Annotated in this window: 13 protein-coding genes; 2 read left to right on the top strand and 11 right to left on the bottom strand. The window is 70.8% G+C overall.

Annotated elements, in window-relative coordinates; translation table 11 throughout:
* Positions 1-42 precede the first annotated feature (42 nt).
* The 6 genes from ACJ9NR_RS28400 to ACJ9NR_RS28375 form a co-directional block, all read right to left on the bottom strand.
* Positions 43-609, bottom strand: a complete 567-nt coding sequence (locus ACJ9NR_RS28400; RefSeq protein ID WP_412492127.1) for a GNAT family N-acetyltransferase — start codon at positions 607-609, stop codon at positions 43-45.
* Between the two features lie 102 nt (positions 610-711).
* The gene (locus ACJ9NR_RS28395) at positions 712-1,560 is read right to left on the bottom strand and encodes a GNAT family N-acetyltransferase (RefSeq protein WP_412492128.1); all 849 of its coding nucleotides are present in this window, start codon (positions 1,558-1,560) and stop codon (positions 712-714) included.
* Positions 1,561-1,794: 234 nt separating this feature from the next.
* Complete coding sequence (gene ispG, locus ACJ9NR_RS28390; protein ID WP_412492129.1) at positions 1,795-2,952, bottom strand: flavodoxin-dependent (E)-4-hydroxy-3-methylbut-2-enyl-diphosphate synthase; 1,158 nt, start codon at positions 2,950-2,952, stop codon at positions 1,795-1,797.
* A gap of 202 nt (positions 2,953-3,154) precedes the next feature.
* The gene (locus ACJ9NR_RS28385; protein WP_412492396.1) at positions 3,155-4,447 is read right to left on the bottom strand and encodes a M50 family metallopeptidase; all 1,293 of its coding nucleotides are present in this window, start codon (positions 4,445-4,447) and stop codon (positions 3,155-3,157) included.
* A gap of 8 nt (positions 4,448-4,455) precedes the next feature.
* On the bottom strand, positions 4,456-5,724 hold the full coding sequence (dxr, locus tag ACJ9NR_RS28380) for a 1-deoxy-D-xylulose-5-phosphate reductoisomerase (RefSeq protein ID WP_412492130.1): 1,269 nt from the start codon (positions 5,722-5,724) through the stop codon (positions 4,456-4,458).
* Positions 5,725-5,876: 152 nt separating this feature from the next.
* Entirely contained in the window at positions 5,877-7,808 is a 1,932-nt protein-coding gene (locus ACJ9NR_RS28375; protein ID WP_412492131.1) for an acyl-CoA dehydrogenase family protein, read from the bottom strand.
* 339 nt (positions 7,809-8,147) lie between these two features.
* Between ACJ9NR_RS28375 and ACJ9NR_RS28370 the strand changes: the two genes are divergently transcribed.
* Both ACJ9NR_RS28370 and ACJ9NR_RS28365 read left to right on the top strand, forming a co-directional pair.
* Positions 8,148-9,161 carry a LacI family DNA-binding transcriptional regulator gene (locus tag ACJ9NR_RS28370; protein ID WP_412492132.1) on the top strand — a complete coding sequence of 338 codons (1,014 nt, stop codon included), beginning with the start codon at positions 8,148-8,150 and terminating at the stop codon, positions 9,159-9,161.
* 106 nt (positions 9,162-9,267) lie between these two features.
* On the top strand, positions 9,268-11,322 hold the full coding sequence (locus tag ACJ9NR_RS28365; RefSeq protein ID WP_412492133.1) for a glycoside hydrolase family 31 protein: 2,055 nt from the start codon (positions 9,268-9,270) through the stop codon (positions 11,320-11,322).
* A gap of 54 nt (positions 11,323-11,376) precedes the next feature.
* On the opposite strand, the gene ACJ9NR_RS28360 is transcribed toward ACJ9NR_RS28365, so the two are convergent.
* From ACJ9NR_RS28360 to ACJ9NR_RS28340, 5 genes are read right to left on the bottom strand one after another with little or no spacing between them, the layout of a single operon-like run.
* Complete coding sequence (locus ACJ9NR_RS28360; RefSeq protein ID WP_412492134.1) at positions 11,377-12,093, bottom strand: glycoside hydrolase family 12 protein; 717 nt, start codon at positions 12,091-12,093, stop codon at positions 11,377-11,379.
* A gap of 35 nt (positions 12,094-12,128) precedes the next feature.
* Entirely contained in the window at positions 12,129-14,324 is a 2,196-nt protein-coding gene (locus ACJ9NR_RS28355; protein WP_412492135.1) for a glycosyl hydrolase family 95 catalytic domain-containing protein, read from the bottom strand.
* Positions 14,325-14,361: 37 nt separating this feature from the next.
* Entirely contained in the window at positions 14,362-15,297 is a 936-nt protein-coding gene (locus ACJ9NR_RS28350; protein ID WP_412492136.1) for a carbohydrate ABC transporter permease, read from the bottom strand.
* Positions 15,294-16,325 carry an ABC transporter permease gene (locus ACJ9NR_RS28345; RefSeq protein WP_412492137.1) on the bottom strand — a complete coding sequence of 344 codons (1,032 nt, stop codon included), beginning with the start codon at positions 16,323-16,325 and terminating at the stop codon, positions 15,294-15,296. Before ACJ9NR_RS28345 ends, ACJ9NR_RS28350 begins: the two co-directional genes overlap by 4 nt.
* Positions 16,326-16,352: 27 nt before the next feature.
* Positions 16,353-18,047, bottom strand: coding sequence for an extracellular solute-binding protein (locus ACJ9NR_RS28340; RefSeq protein WP_412492138.1), 1,695 nt, complete (start codon positions 18,045-18,047; stop codon positions 16,353-16,355).
* Positions 18,048-18,070: the final 23 nt, after the last annotated feature.

Raw genomic sequence — 18,070 nt, 5'->3', positions numbered from 1 at the left:
TGGCAGGAGGTTAGCCGGGGGGCCGGTTGCGGTGGAAATCGGTTATGGGCGCCGCAGCGGCAGCGGAGCGCCCATCACCGCGTACGGCTTCGGGGCGCTGGGGAAGAGGACCTGGCGGGCCAGGTCCTGGTAGCCGAGGGAGTGGTAGAGCCCGCGGGCCGGGCTGTCCACGTCGATCGCCGAGAGGATCGAGCGGGGCTCGGCCGCGCCGTCGGTGATGGCCGTGATCAGACGGCGGCCGATGCCGCGGTTCTGGTGGCCGGGGTGGACGTGCAGCTCGGTGATCACGAAGGAGTCGTCGAGCCAGTCGTCGTGACCCTGCGCGCGCAGGTACGGCTCCACGACCGTGGACCACCAGTGCGTGCGGTCGTTCGGCATCCCGTAGACGAACCCGACGAGGCGCCCGCCGGCGGTGGCGCCGAGGGCGCGCGCGCCGGGGTAGGTCATGTGGCGCAGGACGATCTGACGGCGTACGGCGACCTCGTCCGCGCCCAGGCCGAAGGCCACGGCCTGGACCGCGAGGGCCTCGTCGACGTGCGACGACAGGTCGAGAGGACCGATCACGACGTCGTCGGTCCTGCGGCGGTGTCCGTGACCGGGAAGACGCATGGGGGGAGAGTACAGGGGAGCGCCGGCCGTCGTCGGACCGTGGGTACGGTGCTCGGCACGCGGTTCCGCGCGCTGCCGGAGGGCGCCCGTCCTTGTCGTCCCTCAGAACAGAACGCTCATGAAGGCGCCGACCTCCTGGAACCCCACCCGCAGGTAGGCCTTCCGCGCCGGGGTGTTGAAGTCGTTGACGTAGAGGCTGGCGATCGGGGCCACGTCGGCGAGCGCGTAGCGGAGCACGGCCGCCATGCCGGGCGCGGCGATCCCCTGCCCCCGGTACTCGGGTGCCACCCACACGCCCTGGATCTGGCAGGCCTGGGCGGTCGCCGCGCCGATCTCGGCCTTGAAGACGACCCTGCCCCGCTCGTCGAGGCGGGCGAAGGAGCGTCCGGCGCCGACGAGTTCGGCGACGCGCGCCTGGTACAGCAGCCCGCCGTCCCCGGCGAGCGGCGAGACGCCGACCTCCTCGGTGAACATCGCCACGCACGCCGGCATGATCGTGTCCATCTCGTCCTTGCGGATACGGCGGACGTAGGGGTCCGGGGCGATGTCGTCGGGCATGCGGTCGGTGACCATCAGGGGCTGGTGGGCGCGGACCTCGCGGGCCGGTCCCCAGCCGGGTTCCAGCAGGCGCCACAGCTCGGCGGTGGGCCCGGCGGGGCCGACGATCGAGGAACAGCGGCGGCCGGCCCTGCGGGCGCGGTCGGCGAAGGCGCGCACGGCGCGCGGGGTGGCGCAGATCGGGACCAGGTTGGCGCCGGCGTAGCAGAGGGAGGTCAGCATGCCCTCCTCGTAGTAGCCCCACATCTCGCCGCCCAGGCGCCACGGGTCGAGGCCCGCGACCCGGACCCGCGACGTCACGAAGGCGTTCGCGACCGGCTCGCGGTCGAGGACGGCGAGCGCGGCGTCCAGGTCGCTCGGTTCGAGCACCCGGGAGGTGGTCTGGGTCAACACGCGGGGGCCTCACGCTGCGGGTTCTGCTGATCTCCGCACTGTACCTGCGGAAGCTTCGGCGTGCCGCCCCCGTCCGTTGTCAAGTGCGCCTTGGCTGCCGTGCTGTCCGGGGGCGGCTGCCCCCGGGCCCCGCTTCGGCCCTGAACGGGCCTCGTCCTCGAGCGCCGGACGGGCTGGGATCGCCGGAACCGGCTTGAAAGCGCGGCCCGGCAGGCGCCCTCGGTCAGACGTCCCTCAGCCCGTCACCGAGACCGACGGCTCTCCGGACTCCGTGCCGTCCTCCTGCATCTGCTCGGCGATCTTCATCGCCTCCTCGATGAGTGTCTCGACGATCTTGGACTCGGGGACGGTCTTGATGACCTCGCCCTTGACGAAGATCTGGCCCTTGCCGTTGCCGGAGGCGACGCCGAGGTCGGCCTCGCGGGCCTCGCCCGGGCCGTTCACCACGCAGCCCATGACGGCGACGCGCAGCGGGACCTCCATGCCGGTCAGGCCCGCGGTGACCTCCTCGGCCAGCTTGTAGACGTCGACCTGGGCGCGGCCGCAGGACGGGCAGGAGACGATCTCCAGGCCGCGCTGCCTGAGGTTGAGGGACTCCAGGATCTGGTTGCCGACCTTGACCTCCTCGACCGGCGGAGCGCTCAGAGAGACGCGGATGGTGTCGCCGATGCCCTGGGAGAGCAGGGCGCCGAAGGCGACGGCCGACTTGATCGTGCCCTGGAAGGCGGGCCCGGCCTCCGTCACGCCCAGGTGCAGCGGATAGTCGCACTGCGCGGCGAGCTGCCGGTAGGCCTCGATCATCACGACCGGGTCGTTGTGCTTGACCGAGATCTTGATGTCGCGGAAGTCGTGCTCCTCGAACAACGACGCCTCCCACAGCGCCGATTCGACGAGCGCCTCCGGCGTCGCGCGGCCGTACTTCTGCAGCAGCCGCTTGTCGAGGGAGCCCGCGTTCACGCCGATGCGGATGGGGGTGCCGTGGTCCTTGGCCGCCCGCGCGATCTCCTTGACCTTGTCGTCGAACTGCTTGATGTTGCCGGGGTTCACGCGGACCGCCGCGCAGCCCGCCTCGATCGCGGCGAACACGTACTTCGGCTGGAAGTGGATGTCGGCGATGACCGGGATCTGCGACTTCCTGGCGATGGTCGCGAGCGCGTCAGCGTCGTCCTGCGTGGGACAGGCCACCCGCACGATCTGGCAGCCGGAGGCGGTGAGTTCCGCGATCTGCTGCAGGGTGGCGCCGACGTCCGACGTACGGGTCGTGGTCATCGACTGCACGGACACGGGGGCGTCCCCGCCCACGGCCACGGATCCGACCTGGATCCGCCGGCTCTTGCGCCGTTCGGCGAGCTTGGTCGGAACGGACGGCATGCCGAGAGAAATCGCAGTCATCTGCTGTGCAACCCCAAGTCGTGGATCAAGGTCCGGCCCCGTCAGCAGCGGGCTCCAGACTTCGAGATTACGGCACGGGCGCGGGCCCGAACACGCCCCCACCTCGAATACGCCCGGCGGGGGGACCCCGTCGCCCGGTAAACCCCCTCAACGGAAGACGGCCTGGAACAGAGGGTTCCAGGCCGTCGTGAACTCCGGGTGTCTAGGTGATTTTCACGGGGTTGACGACGTCCGCCACCAGGACCAGGAGGGTGAAGCAGACGAACACCCCGGCCACCACGTACGCCACCGGCATGAGCTTCGCCACGTCGAACGGGCCCGGGTCGGGGCGGCGCAGGACGCGGGCGAGGTTGCGGCGCAGGGACTCCCACAGGGCGCCGGCGATGTGGCCGCCGTCCAGGGGCAGCAGCGGGAGCATGTTGAACAGGAACAAGGACAGGTTGAAGCCGGCGATCAGCATCAGGGCCGTGGCCAGCTGCTGCGTGGGCGGGATGTCGAGCGTGAAGATCTCGCCGCCGACGCGGGCCGCGCCGACCACGCCCATCGGGGAGTCGGGCTGACGCGGGGCGCCGTCGAAGGCCGCGTTCCACAGGGCCGGGATCTTGCCGGGCAGGGCTGTGAGGGAGTCGACGGTCTCGCTGATCCGGTCGCCCATCCAGGTCACGGACTCGCCGAAGTCCTGGCGGACCACGCCGTTGGCCGCGCTGAAGCCGAGGAAGCCGGCGGTGACGTACTTGCCGGGGACCACCTGGCCGCTGGAGTCCTTCTTGGCGACCTGGTTGGTGGCGATCTTCGCGTGCAGGGTGACGTCGTGGCCCTTGCGGTCGACGACGATCGCCACGTTCTTGCCCGGGGCGGCGCGGATGAGGTCGGAGAGCTTGCCCCAGTCGTGCGTCCGCACCCCGTCGAAGGAGACGATCTTGTCGCCGGCCTTGAGGCCCGCCGCCGCGGCCGGGGAGGCCGGGTCGCCCTTCCTGCAGGTGTCGCGGTTCTGGCTCTGGGCGATGACGCACTTCGAGACCGAGCTGACCGTGGTGGTCTGCTGGGCGATGCCGAAGCCCATCAGGACCGTGAGGAACAGCGCCACGGCCAGGACCAGGTTCATGAAGGGGCCCGCGAACATCACGATGACCCGCTTCCAGGGGGAGCGGGTGTAGAACAGGCGGCCCTCGTCCCCGGGCTTGAGCTCCTCGAAGGCGGCCGAGCGGGCGTCCTCGATCATGCCGCGCCAGGGGGACGAGGAGCGCGCGGCGATCCGGCCGTCGTCGCCGGGCGGGAACATGCCGATCATGCGGATGTAGCCGCCGAACGGGACGGCCTTGATGCCGTACTCCGTGTCGCCCTTCTTGCGGGACCACATGGTCGGGCCGAAGCCCACCATGTACTGCGGCACCCGGATGCCGAAGAGCTTGGCGGTGGACAGGTGCCCGAGCTCGTGCCACGCGATCGAGACCAGCAGGCCGACCACGAAGATCACTATGCCGAGGACCATCATCAGGGATGTCATGCACGCGCCTCCGCGGTGGCCGAAGCCGTCTGCGCCGTCAGTTCCCGGGCCCGGGTCCGTGCCCAGGTCTCCGCTTCGAGGACGTCCGACACGGTGAGGGAAGTTCCCGTGGGCGGGGTGCCGTGCTCCTCCACCACCCGGGTCACGGTCTCCATGATCCCGTTGAAGGGCAGCGCTCCGCCGCGGAACGCCTCCACGCATTCCTCGTTGGCCGCATTGAACACCGCCGGGGCGGTGCCCGCGAGCTCACCCACGTGCCGGGCGAGGTTCACCGACGGGAAGGCGTCGTTGTCGAGCGGGAAGAACTCCCACGTCGACGCCTTGCTCCAGTCGAAGGCCGGGGCCGCGTCGGGGATCCGCTCGGGCCAGCCGAGGCCGACGGCGATCGGCCCGCGCATGTCGGGGGGCGTCGCCTGGGCGATCGTCGATCCGTCCGTGAACTCAATCATCGAGTGGACATACGACTGGGGATGCACGACCACCTCAATCCGGCTGAAGGGAATGTCGTAGAGGAGGTGCGCCTCGATCACCTCCAGGCCCTTGTTCACCAGGGTCGCGGAGTTGATCGTGATCACCGGGCCCATGGCCCAGGTGGGGTGGGCCAGGGCGTCCTCGACGGTGACGTCCGCCAGCTGCTCCTTGGTACGGCCGCGGAAGGGGCCGCCGGAGGCCGTCACGACGATCTTCCGTACGTCCGCGCGCGTGCCGGCCGCCAGCGCCTGGAACAGCGCCGCGTGCTCGGAGTCGACCGGGATGATCTGCCCGGGCTTGGCGAGGGCCTTGACCAGCGGGCCGCCGACGATGAGCGATTCCTTGTTGGCGAGCGCGAGGGTGCGGCCCGCCTCCAGGGCGGCGAGGGTCGGGGCGAGGCCGATGGAGCCGGTGATGCCGTTGAGCACGGTGTGGCAGTCGGAGGCGGCGAGGTGCGTGGCCGCCTCCGGCCCGGCGAGGACCTCCGGCAGCGGCTCCCCCGCGCCGTACCGCTCGGCGAGCGCCTCGCGCAGCCCGGGCACGGCGTCCTCGCGGGCGACCGCGACGGTCCGCACCCGGAGCCGGTGCGCCTGCTCGGCGAGGAGGGCGACCCGGCCGCCGTTGGCCGAGAGCCCGGTGACCCGGAAGCGGTCGGGGTTGCGCAGTACGAGGTCGATGGCCTGGGTGCCGATCGACCCGGTGGAGCCGAGGATCACCACGTCCTTGGGGCCGCTGCCCGCCACGGGGTCGTAGACGAGATGCGGGTCGGCGAGTGGGGCTGGACTGTCGCTCATCCCTCCATTGTTGCCGAGGCGCGCCGCCGGGAGCACAGTGCGTCGCTCGGGTGGGTGGCTTGTCTGGCTCCGCCGGGTTGCGGCGGGATCCCCCCTTGTGAGGACGGCATGAAGATCATGCCTCGGGGGGACCCCTCGGGACGTGCGGCGGGTCAGCCGATGCGGCGGTGGACGTTGTCCTTCTGTGAGGGTCCGGGGTCGGACACGGCGATCCAGGGTCCCTCGCCCGAGGGATCGACGATGCCGTCCTCCAGCCACTCGTAGGTGCCCGAGAGCACGCCCTTGACCACCTTGCGGTCGAGGTCGTCGGTGTTGTTCCACAGCCGGCCGAAGAGTTCCTCGACGCGGATGCGGGACTGGCGGCAGAAGGCGTCGGCGAGCTGGTAGGCCTCGCGGCCGTGGTCGCCCTGGCCGCGCAGCAGCTCGGCCCGTACGCAGGCCGCGCTCATCGCGAACAGTTCGGCACCGATGTCCACGACACGGCCCAGGAAGCCCTGCTTGGTCTCCATCCTGCCCTGCCAGCGGGACATGGCGTAGAAGGTGGCGCGGGCCAGCTTGCGGGCGTGCCGTTCGACGTAGCGCAGGTGCGCGGAGAGGTCGACCTCGCGCTTGAACTCGCCGTAGGAGACCGGGAGCTGCCCGGGTCCGGCGACCAGTTTCGGAAGCCACCTGGCGTAGAAGACGCCCGCGTTGGCGCCCGCCTTCGCCTTGTCCTGGAGGGACTTCTCGGGGTCGATGAGGTCGCCGGCGACGCTGAGGTGGGCGTCGACCGCCTCGCGGGCGATGAGGAGGTGCATGATCTCCGTCGAGCCCTCGAAGATGCGGTTGATCCGCAGGTCGCGCAGGACCTGCTCGGCGGGGACGGCGCGTTCGCCGCGGGCCTTGAGGGACTCCGCCGTCTCGAAGCCGCGGCCGCCGCGGATCTGGACGAGTTCGTCGGCGATGCGCCAGCCCATCTCGGAGGCGTAGAGCTTGGCGAGCGCGCCCTCGATCCGGATGTCGTTGCGGTCCTCGTCGGCCATCTGGCTGGAGAGGTCGAGCACGGCCTCCAGGGCGAAGGTCGTCGCCGCGATGAAGGAGATCTTGGCGCCCACGGCCTCGTGGTGGGCGATGGGCTTGCCCCACTGCTCGCGGGCCGCCGACCACTCGCGGGCGATCTTCAGGCACCACTTGCCGGCCGCCACGCAGGAGGCGGGCAGCGACAGGCGGCCGGTGTTCAGCGTGGTCAGCGCGATCTTCAGGCCGGCGCCCTCGGGGCCGACGCGGTTGGCGGCGGGGACGCGGACCTGGTGGAAGCGGGTGACGCCGTTCTCGATGCCGCGCAGGCCCATGAAGGCGTTGCGGTTCTCCACGGTGATGCCGGGCGAGTTGGTCTCCACGACGAAGGCGGTGATGCCGCCCTTGCGGCCCTCGCCCTTCGGCACCCGCGCCATCACCACGAGCAGGTCGGCGACGACGCCGTTGGTGGTCCACAGCTTCACGCCGTCGAGGACGTAGTCGTCGCCGTCGGGCACCGCGGTGGTCGCCAGGCGCGCCGGGTCGGAGCCGACGTCCGGCTCGGTGAGCAGGAAGGCGCTGATGTCGGTGCGCGCGCACCGGGGCAGGAACCGCTCCTTCTGCTCCTGCGTGCCGAACAGCTTCAGCGGCTGCGGTACGCCGATCGACTGGTGCGCCGACAGCAGCACGCCGACGGCGGGGCTGGCGGAGCCCGCCAGGGTCAGTGCCTTGTTGTAGTACACCTGGGTGAGGCCGAGGCCGCCGTACCGGGTGTCGATCTTCATGCCGAGGGCGCCGATCTCCTTGAGGCCGCTGATGACCTCGTCGGGGATCCGGCCCTCGCGCTCGATCAGGGCGCCGTCGACCTTCGTCTCGCAGAAGTCGCGCAGTTTGGCGAGGAACTCCTCGCCGCGCTGGGCGGCCTCGTCGGTCGGCATGGGGTGGGGGTGGATGAGGTCGAGCCGGAAGCGGCCGAGGAACAGTTCCTTGGCGAAGCTGGGCTTGCGCCACTCCTGTTCCCGGGCCGCCTCCGCCACCTGGCGGGCCTCACGTTCGGAGACGGTGGGTTTGCTGGATGGTGCGGACATGAGGCTCACCTCGCCGCGAATCGGGATCTCGGGCCTATCGGTTACCGATGGGTTCTACCCGATCGTATGTACCCGATCCGGGGCGGCCCCACCACCCCTGGGACACGCTCGTTGGGCCGAATTGACGCACTGCCACCCGCCGGGGGGAATCCTCGCCCTTGCACGCGGGGGCCCTTCGGGGGACGGTTCGGGAAGGGCCACGCCCGGGAAAGAAGTCTGTCGAAGCGCTTCGACAGACTATGGACACTCACGGCTGCTGGGGCTAGGGTCGAGCCACCCCCACCCGCCCTTGTTCGCACTGCGCGCTGTCGAAGCGCTTCACACCGCTGGGAGAGCTGGATGGTCACCCTCGCCGAGGTCGCCCAGCACGCCGGAGTCTCGGCGAGCACGGTGAGCTATGTCCTCAGCGGCAAGCGGTCCATCTCCACAGACACCCGGCAGCGGGTCGAGCAGAGCATCCGCGAGCTCGGCTACCACCCGAACGCCGGCGCGCGGGCCCTGGCCAGCAGCAGGTCCAACATCATCGCCCTGATGGTCCCGCTGCGCACCGACATGTACGTGCCGGTGATGATGGAGATCGCCATCGCGGTGGCCACCACGGCCCGCACGCACGGATACGACGTCCTGCTGCTGACCGGCGAGGAGGGCCCCGACGCGGTGCGCCGGGTCACCGGCAGCGGGCTCGCCGACGCGATGATCCTCATGGACGTCGAGCTGGACGACGAGCGGCTGCCGCTGCTGCGGGGGACCGAGCAGCCGTCCGTGCTCATCGGCCTGCCCGCCGAGACCACCGGACTGACCTGCGTCGACCTGGACTTCAGGGCGACGGGCGCGCTGTGCGTCGAGCACCTGGCGATGCTCGGCCACCGTGACATCGCTGTCATCGGCGAGGCGCCCGCGGTCTACGAGCGGCACACCGGCTTCGCGGAGCGCACGCTCGACGGACTGCGCTCCCGGGCCCGGGAATTGGGCGTACGGCTGCTGCACCGGCCGTGCGAGGGCGGGTACGACGCCATGGCCGTCACCCTCGCCCGCATCCTCGACGAGCGCCCGGGCACCACGGGCATCGTCGTGCAGAACGAGTCGGCGGTCGAGCCGCTGCTCGCCCTGCTGCGCCAGCAGGGCCGCGCCGTGCCCGAGGACGTCTCGGTCGTCGCGGTCTGCCCGGAGCAGGTCGCCGTGCAGGCCTCGGTGCGGCTGACCTCCGTCGCCATCCCCGCGCAGGAGATGGGCCGGCACGCCGTGGAGCGGCTGGTCGCCAAGCTCGACGGCCGTGGTGCCGACGAAGTCGTGCTGATCTCCCCCGAGCTGACGGTACGGGCGAGCACGGGCCCGGCCCCGTCGGCGCCCTGACGGCCCACGCCACCCGCGCCGGTCCGCACGCCCCTCCGCACGCACACCACCTCTGTACGCACGCCCCGTCTGCCTTCCTGTCTGCTGTCCTCCAGGAGCACGCCTCGTGTATCAGCCTGCCGAAAACCAGCCCAAGGTCAGTCTCGCGCAGTCGTCCCCCACCGTCGGCACGTTCCGCGAACGGGACGGCGCGCTGGAGTGGAGCGGCCGTCAGGAGACCGTTCGCGTCGAACCGTGGGGACCGGACGCGGTCCGCGTGCGGGCCCGGCTCGGCGGACCGATCCTCGACGGACTGCCGGGTGCTCTGCTCGAGGGGCCCCCGGCCACCGAGAGCTCGGTCAAGATCGGTGACGGGGAGGCGCGGCTGACGGTGGGCGCCCTGACCGTCCACGTCGGTGCCGAGGGCCTGGTCCGCTTCCTGCGCACCGACGGCCTCTCCGAGATCCTGGCCGAGGAACGCGCCCACTTCTGGTGGCCCGGCTCGCGCCTCTACACCGCCGTCGGGAGCGGTCACCACCGCCTGGAGCAGCGCTTCGCCGCCTATGACGACGAGAAGCTCTACGGCCTCGGCCAGCACCAGCACGGCCGCCTCGACCAGAAGGGCCTGGTCGTCGACCTGGTCCAGCGCAACGCCGAGGTCTCCGTCCCGGTGCTGTGCTCCAGCCGCGGCTACACCCTGCTGTGGAACAACCCGGCGATCGGCCGCGTGGAGCTGGCGTACAACGGCACCCGCTGGGTCGCCGACTCGGCGCGCCAGATCGACTACTGGATCACCGCGGGCGGCCCGGCCGACGGCCAGCGCCGCTACAGCGCGGTCACCGGCCGCACGCCGATGCTGCCGGAGTGGGCGGCGGGCTTCTGGCAGTGCAAGCTGCGCTACCGCACCCAGGACGAACTCCTCGCGGTGGCACGGGAGTACAAGCGGCGCGGCCTGCCGATCTCCGCGATCGTCTGCGACTTCTTCCACTGGACGCACCTCGGCGAGTGGAAGTTCGACCCGGCCGAGTGGCCGGACCCGGCGGCGATGGTCCGCGAACTGGACGAGCTGGGCATCAAGCTGGTGGTGAGCGTCTGGCCGTCGGTGTCGCCGCTGAGCGAGAACCACCCGGTGATGGAGCAGCGGGGCTACTTCATCGGCACCCAGTACGGCCCGACGGCACACGCCGACTGGCCGGACAAGGAGGTCGCCTCCACCGTCCAGGTCGCCTTCTACGACGCCACGAACCCCGACGCCCGCGCGTTCGTGTGGTCGCGGGTGAGGGAGAACTACCTGGAGCCGTACGGCATCACGGCCTTCTGGCTGGACGCCTGCGAGCCCGAGCTCAAGCCCGGCTTCCAGGAGAACCTGCGCTACTGGACCGGCCCCGGCCTGGAGGTCGGCAACAGCTACCCGGCCGAGAACTCCCGGACCTTCTACGAGGGCCTGCACGCGTCCGGAGAGAGCGAGGTGCTCACGCTGAACCGCTCGGCCTGGGCGGGCAGCCAGCGCTACGGCGCCGCCCTGTGGTCCGGCGACATCGGCACCGACTTCCCGACCCTGCGCCGCCAGATCGCGGCCGGCCTCAACACCGCGCTGTCCGGCATCCCCTGGTGGAACACGGACATCGGCGGCTTCCACGGCGGAGACCCGGACGACCCGGCGTACCGCGAGGTCATGGTCCGCTGGTTCCAGTTCGGCGCGCTGTCCCCGCTGATGCGCCTGCACGGTTTCCGCGACCCGGGCATGCCGCTCGGCCCGGAGATGACCGGCGGCCCGAACGAGGTCTGGTCCTACGGCGAGGAGGCCGGCGCCATCATGGAGCGGTACCTGCGGCTGCGTGAGCGCCTGAAGCCGTACGTCCTGCGGGTCATGCGGGAGGCGCACGAGGAGGGGCTGCCGGTGATGCGGCCGCTGTTCCTGGAGTTCCCGGGGGACCCGGCGGCGTGGTCCGTGGACGACGCCTATCTCCTCGGCCGGGACCTGCTGGTCGCCCCGGTGCTGACACCGGGCGCGACGGCCCGCACCGTGCGCCTGCCGGCGGGTGCGACGTGGACGGACGCGTGGACCGGCGAGGCGTACCAGGGCGGTGCCACCGTGACGGTCGACGCACCGCTGGAGAGGATCCCCTTGTTCCTGCGGGACGGGGCGCGGCTGCCGGTCGCGCCGCGGGAGGCGCCGTGACAGGCCGCGCGGGCGGTTCCCCGCGCCCTGCCGGGGCGCGGGGAACCGCGGTGCTCAACTGCTGGTGACGCTCTCGCCGTTGACCGTGAAGTTCAGGCCGCCGGACGAGGACGTGATCTCGAAGCCCAGCTGGAGGTCTCCGACGGTGACGTCGCCGAACCAGCCCTTGGTGTCCTTGATCCACTTCAGGATCGACAGGACGTCGACGGTACCGGAGGAGGAGTTGGACGTGCGGACGAACGAGAACACCTCGTTGGAGCCGTTGTTGCCCTTGTAGACGGTCCAGCTGTGGCCGCCGAGGGTGACGTTGCCCTGCGGGGTGCCGAGCGGGCCGACGGCTCCCGTCCTGTTCATCCAGAGCATGATCTCGTACTTGTGGCCGGTGTCCCAGATGTCGTACGCCGTCTCATAGGCGCCGGACGACGGGACGGAGACGTTGTAGCTGCCGGTGAGCGAGCGGAGCGAGGTGATCGACTTGTTGATCACCTTCTTGGCGTTGGGGTAGGACTTGATGCCGCCGGTGTTCGGATGGTCGGCCCAGACGCCCCAGTTGGTGCCGGAGTTGGCCCAGATGCACTGGCTGCCGGCGCCGGAGCCCCAGATGTCGTTGTAGAGCGTGTAGCCGTTCAGCGTGGTGCTGCCCCACTGGTCGCAGGAGTTCCAGACGGCGGCGGAGGCGGGGGCGGAGGCGAGGCCCGCGGTGGCGCCGAGGGCGAGGGCGGGGGCGATCAGCGCCATGGTGATCCGGCGGCCGCGTGTGCGTATTGCCATGGTGTCCCTTCCATGGGTGGGGGGAATGGGGCGGATCACCACGACCTCAGGGTGAGGACGTGGTCTTCTCCGGCGACCAGGTCGAGCGTTCGGGCACCGGAGGAAGTCCGGAGTTCGACGCGGCGGGTACGGCCGGGGCGGATCACCGCGGTCGCTTCGTGCGGGCTCCAGGTGAGGTCGAGCGCGGCCCCGAACCGGGTGCGCACGCCCAGGAGCCGGCCCCGCGGGTACGCGGCCGGGAGCGCGGGCAGCAGCACCAGGCGGTCGGGGGTGGACTGCACGAGCATCTCGATGAGCACGGCGGGCAGGGTGTGTGCGGCGTCCGCGTTGTAGACCTCGCGGTGCGGGTAGTGCGCGCTCATCAGGGAGGCATGGAAGAAGTCGCCCCGAAGCACCCGGCCGAGCGCGTGCGCGACCCGTTCGCCGTCGCGCAGGCGGGCGGCGACGAGGGCGTGGTGCAGATGGCCGTGCGCGGAGTCGTTCTCGGCGCCGCGCAGTTCGAGGGCGCGGTGCGCGGCGGCGGCGAGGTCCGGGGTGTCGTAGGGGTTGATCTCCTCCAGCGGCCAGACGCCGTAGAGGTGGCTGAGGTGGCGGTGGTCGTAGGTGTCCTGGAGGCCGGGCCTGGCCCATTCGGCGAGGGCGCCGTCGGCGTTGACCCGGTGCGGGGGCAGCCGCCCGGCGAGGGTGCGCCAGCGGTCGGCCTCCGGGGTGCCCGGGTGGTGGTTCGCGGCGGTCAGCAAGGCATGCCGGGCCGCCGAGAGGTCCATGGCGGCGTTGACCGCTCCCCAGCCGGCGTTGGCGGGCCGGTTCTCGGGCGAGTAGGAGGGCACGACGACCGGTCGGCCGTCCTCGTCGGCCCGGCTGAGGAAGTCCTCGTAGAACAGCGCCACCTGGGCGAGCGCGTGGGCGGTGCGCGGGTCCCTGGTGCCGCTGGTCTCCTCGTGGTCGACGAGCGGCTTGAGCAGCCAGTCGGCGCCCGCGGTCCACAGGTGCAGCGGGTATTCGCGGCTGAAGTGGTACGACAGCCCGGACTCGCCGTCGGTGTGGGCGGGGGCGACCACGCCCCGGGCGCCGAAGACCGTACGGGCGTTCTCGGCCCAGTCGCCGAGCTGCCGGCCGATCAGCGTGGCGTGTGCCTCGGTGACCTCGGGCAGGGCGGCGGCCGCCGCGGACGCCGTCTGGAGGTTGAGGTTGGCGTCGTTGGTGAACGCGCCGGACCAGGCCGTGTCCCAGTCACCGGTCCACAGGCCGGTCAGCCGGGGCGGGAAGAGGCCGCTCGCGCTGAGCAGGTGGTAGCGGCCCGCCGCGAAGAGGCGCTCCAGGAGGGCGGGGCTCTCCGGCCGGGCCAGCAGCCGCGAGCCGGGCAGGGCGCGTTCGGCGGGGTCGGCGTCCAGGTCGAGGGTGACCCGCTCGTAGGCGGTGCGGTGCACGGCGGTGTGCCGGTCGAGCAGCGCGGTGTACGGGTCCTCGCCCTCCGGCACCAGGCCGTGCAGGTCGCGGGCGTGCGGTGCGGTGTCGAGTTCGCCCGTGTGACGCAGCACCCGGGTCAGCAGCAGGACCGACTCAGCGCCGGTGACCCGCAGTCCGGGAGGGGTGAGCGTGGTACGGCCGCCGGTGACCACGACCCGGGTGAGCCCGGTGTAGCCGGTGTCGCTGCCCGGATACCCGACCCGCAGCGTGAGCAGGGCACCCTCCGCGGTGAGCAGAGCGCCGTCGCCCACCGCGAGGCGCGCGGGGGCGCCCGGGAGGCGGTGGTCCAGCGCGATGTCCAGGTCCGGTGCCGCGACCTGCTGGACGATCACGTCGTCCGCCCGCGAGACGAAGACCCGGGCGCGCCGGCCCGCGCAGACCGTCTCGGTGACGCCGGTGGTGTAGTCGACGGTCCGGCGGTAGTGGCGCGGTTCCTCGGCGGGTGTCCCGCGCAGCCGTATCGAGAAGGCGGGGTGGAAGGGCTGCACCCATTGCAGGTCGCGTCCGTCGGTGAAGTCCTCGGCGGCGTGGAGCTCACCGGCGAGCAGCTTGTCCTGGACGGCGGCGAGCCGGGGGGCGAGCTCCGGCGGGCGGGCGCTCTCACCGCCGTTGGGGCGGACCAGGGTGTGATGCGTGACGACGACCCGTTCGTCGTGCGGGTCACCGAACACGAGGGCGCCGTGACGGCCGTTGCCGCTCAGGAAACCGTCCTCCCAGCGGGCGGCGGGGAGGGGCTCCCAGGTGCCGTGGGCGAGGGTCATGACCGCTGCACCGCCACCCCGTTCCTCCCGCGCCCCGTCATCCCTTGACCGCCCCGGTGAGCATGCCCTTCTTGAAGTGCCGCTGTACGAAGGGCGACAGCACGGCCACCGGCAGCAGCGCCATCACCATGACGGCCATCTGCACGGCGAGCCCGGACAGCTGGCCGGTCCTGATCGCCTGTCCCAGCCCCACCGGCGCCTGCTGCTTCTGCACCAGCTGGATCATGACGTTCTGCAGCGGCATCATGTCCTGGTCGTTGAGGTACAAGGACGCGTTGAACCAGGCGCTCCAGTACCCGACGGCGTAGAACAGCGTGATCACCGCGAGCACGGCACGGGACAGCGGCATCACGATCCGCCACAGGATCCGGAAGTCGCCGGCACCGTCGATCCGCGCGCTGTCGATCAGTTCCTGGGAGATGCCCATGAAGAACCCGCGCAGCACCAGGATGTTGAAGACGCTGATCGCGCTGGGCAGGATCAGCGCGAGATACGAGTCCGTCAGGCCCAGCGACTGCACCAGCAGGTACGTCGGGATGAGACCGGCGCTGAAGAACATCGTCGCCAGCAGCGCCATCAGGATCCAGCGGTGCCCCAGCGAGCCGAGCCGGGAGAGACCGTAGGCGCACAGCACCGACACCGTCATCGAGAACGCCGTGCCGACGAGGGTGACGAGGACGCTGATGACCGCCGCGCGGGTCACCTGGCCGCCGCCGAGCAGTTCCCGGTAGGCGATGAAGGTGATGCCGTGGGGCACCATCACCAGACCGCCGGCCCCGGTGATCGTCTTCCTGGACGACAGGCTGGTGACGATCACGATCCACAGCGGGAAGAGGACACCCAGGCAGGCGAGGCCCAGCACGAGCCCCTTGCCCGCCAGGCCCGTCCTGGAGGGCTCCTCCTCCCAGGTCGGCCGGGGAGGGGCGGCCCACCGGTACGTCCTGTTCGCCGGTCGTTCGATGACGGCGGTCATTTCCTGTACACCCCCTGCTCGCCCATGAGATGGGCCACCTTGTTCGCGGCGAGGACCAGGCCGATGCTGACCACGCCCTTGACGAGTCCGGCGGCGGCGGCATAGCCGAAGTCCTGGTTGCGGACGCCGTTCCACCACACGAAGGTGTCGAGGACCTCCGCGGCGCCCGGTCCCACGGCATCGCGCTGCAGCAGGATCTGCTCGAAGCCGACCGTCAGCGCGTCTCCGACCCGCAGGACGAGCAGGAGCGCGACGACCGGGCGCAGCGCGGGCAGGGTGACGTGCCACATGCGGCGCCAGCGGCCGGCGCCGTCCATCGCGGCGGCCTCGTACAGGTCCGGGGAGACCGAGGCCAGCGCCGCGAGGAAGACGATGATCCCCCAGCCGGCGTCCTTCCAGACACTCTGCGCGGTGACCAGGAACTTGAAGGTGGCCGCGTTGGTCATGAGGTCGATGCCGCCGTGTCCGTGCTCCCGCAGCAGCTGGGAGAGCATCCCGGCGCCGCCGAACATCTGCTGGAAGACGGCGACGACCAGCACCCAGGAGAAGAAGTGCGGCAGATACAGCACCGCCTGTGCGACCGCCCGCACCCGGGGCCTGACCACGCTGTTGATGAGCAGCGCGAGCAGGATCGGGATCGGGAAGAACAGCACCAGCTGGAGGAAGAACAGCAGCAGGGTGTTCTGGACGGCGCTCCAGAAGGCGGAGTCCTGGAAGATCTGCTGGAAGTTGGCCAGGCCGACCCAGGGGCTGTGCAGCATCGAGACGATGCCGTTGTCGCTGACGTAGGGGTCGTAGTCCTGGAAGGCGACGATGTTGCCGAGGATCGGCACGTAGTTGAAGACCAGGATCAGCAGCAGCGCGGGCAGCGTCATCAGCAGCAGCACGCGGTCGCGTCTGAACCTGAGCCGGAAGCCGGGCTCTGCGGCCCGTGTGCCGGGGCCGGTGGCGCCGCCGGAGGCCACCGGGGTCTTCGTCGGTTGCGTCTGCGCCTCGGCCCTGGTGCGAGGCACCGTGCTGTGGGACACGGCCGTTCTCCTTGCCTCGGTACCGGGTCAGTTCGCCGAGCCGTTCTCGTCGAGCAGCTTCTTGTACCAGTCGCGCAGCCTGTCTCCGCCCTGCTTCTTCCAGTCGGAGACGGCCTGCTGCATGTCGCTGATCTTCTTGTGACCGCGGACGACGTCGTCCTCGAGCTGCTCGAAGTCGTCGGAGAGGTTGGTGTAGCGGGCGGGCTCGGTGATCTGCAGGCCCCAGAAGGACGACTTCCTGGTGAAGGCACCCATCCGCTGCTGCCACCCGACGCTGGCCCTGGTGATGTCCGGGTAGTCGGGGTGGGCGATGGTCGGGGCGGGGCTCGCGACCATGACGTAGGCGTTGAGCACCTCGTTGTTGCCCCTGTCGTTCTTGACCGGCACGCCGTTCTTCAGCGTGTAGTGGGTGCCCTCGACCCCGTAGTTGGTCATCATCCACTCCTTGGTGCCGTACGGCGCCGCGGTGACGTTGGCGACGGCCAGCACGTCCCGGATGACGGACTCGGGGGCCTTCTTGTTGACGAAGGCGAAGATACCGGCCGGCTGCTCGGCCCACAGCGTGGGGTGGCCGCCGTCGTGGCCGAAGAGATCCATGCCCCAGACCTTGAAGTCCGGGTTCTGGATCGCCTGGGCCGACTGCTGTCCCCACCAGTTGCTGATGTTGTTGTTCCAGATCAGGAACTCGCCGGAGCCGAACTTGCTGCCCGGGTCGGTGGCCGCCTGGCTCTTGCCCAGCCTGAAGTCGGGGTGGACGTACCCGGCGGCGAACAGCTTGCGGGTCCACTCCAGCGCTTCGAGGTACTCCGGGGTCTCGACGCGGTAGATCATCTTGCCGTCGGCGAGGTTCCAGCCGAGCGGCTTCTCCGAGCCCGAGAGCACGCCGAAGATCTCGAACGCGGTCCACTTCATGTCGCCGCAGGCCCAGCGCTTGGCCCTGGCGTTGGTGATCTCCTTGCACAGCGCCGTGAACTCGGCGGCGGACGTGGGGAGTCCGTAGCCCTCCTTGTCGAAGATGTCCTTGCGGTAGAGCGGGATGATGCCCGTGACGTACGGGCTCGGCTGGGGCAGGCCGCGCAGCTTGCCGCCGAAGATCGACCGCTGCCAGGCGTCCGTCGGGATCGCCGCCAGGTTCGGGTACTCCTCGGCCCTGTCCCCGGACAGGTAGGGGGACAGGTCGGCGAACTTGCCGGTGATGGCGCTGGGAATCTTGCCGCCCATGTTCCAGCCCGGGATGACCACCACGTCGGGGACGCTGCTGGAGGCGAGGACCGCGCCGAGTTTCTGGTCGTAGGTGTTGCCGTCCTGGTTCTGCCACTGGACGTCGACGCCGATCAGGCTGTTCATCGCCGTGTAGTACGGGTTGTTCTGCTTCGGCGGCGAGCCCCAGAACGGCGACATGATGGTCACCTTGCCGCCCTTGCCGAGCTTCTTCGGGACGGAGGTCTTGAGGTCGGCCGCCGCCAGCTCACGGGTGAAGCCCATCGCCGAGCCGTTCCTGGCCGGGATGTCGGGCTTCACCACGTTGCTCGCGACGTAGGTCGGCAGCAGCTTCTTCGCGTCCTTGCCCGAGGTGGTTCCTCCCCGCGACCCGCTGTCCGACGCCCCGCAGGCGGCAAGCAGCGGCATCCCGCCCGCGACCGCCGCGGTGGCGACCGCGGTGGAGGCGAGGAAACTTCTCCGGCTCGGACCGGAGGAAACAGAAGCGGCGTTCGGCGTCATTGCGTCAACCCTTCGTGGCGCAC

Origin of the sequence: Streptomyces sediminimaris (assembly GCF_047049295.1) — a bacterium.
GTDB lineage: Bacteria > Actinomycetota > Actinomycetes > Streptomycetales > Streptomycetaceae > Streptomyces > Streptomyces sediminimaris.
Note: the sequence above shows the minus strand (reverse complement) of the source record. Positions and strands in the feature narration are given on the sequence as shown.

Bases quoted from the DNA above. Each gene is read 5' to 3' on its own strand.
- ACJ9NR_RS28350 (WP_412492136.1), bottom strand. From the start codon at position 15,297: ATGACCGCCGTCATCGAACGACCGGCGAACAGGACGTACCGGTGGGCC.
- ACJ9NR_RS28375 (WP_412492131.1), bottom strand. From the start codon at position 7,808: ATGTCCGCACCATCCAGCAAACCCACCGTCTCCGAACGTGAGGCCCGC.
- ACJ9NR_RS28370 (WP_412492132.1), top strand. From the start codon at position 8,148: ATGGTCACCCTCGCCGAGGTCGCCCAGCACGCCGGAGTCTCGGCGAGC.
- ACJ9NR_RS28340 (WP_412492138.1), bottom strand. From the start codon at position 18,047: ATGACGCCGAACGCCGCTTCTGTTTCCTCCGGTCCGAGCCGGAGAAGT.
- ACJ9NR_RS28385 (WP_412492396.1), bottom strand. From the start codon at position 4,447: ATGATGGTCCTCGGCATAGTGATCTTCGTGGTCGGCCTGCTGGTCTCG.
- ACJ9NR_RS28400 (WP_412492127.1), bottom strand. From the start codon at position 609: ATGCGTCTTCCCGGTCACGGACACCGCCGCAGGACCGACGACGTCGTG.
- ispG (WP_412492129.1), bottom strand. From the start codon at position 2,952: ATGACTGCGATTTCTCTCGGCATGCCGTCCGTTCCGACCAAGCTCGCC.
- dxr (WP_412492130.1), bottom strand. From the start codon at position 5,724: ATGAGCGACAGTCCAGCCCCACTCGCCGACCCGCATCTCGTCTACGAC.
- ACJ9NR_RS28360 (WP_412492134.1), bottom strand. From the start codon at position 12,093: ATGGCAATACGCACACGCGGCCGCCGGATCACCATGGCGCTGATCGCC.
- ACJ9NR_RS28355 (WP_412492135.1), bottom strand. From the start codon at position 14,324: ATGACCCTCGCCCACGGCACCTGGGAGCCCCTCCCCGCCGCCCGCTGG.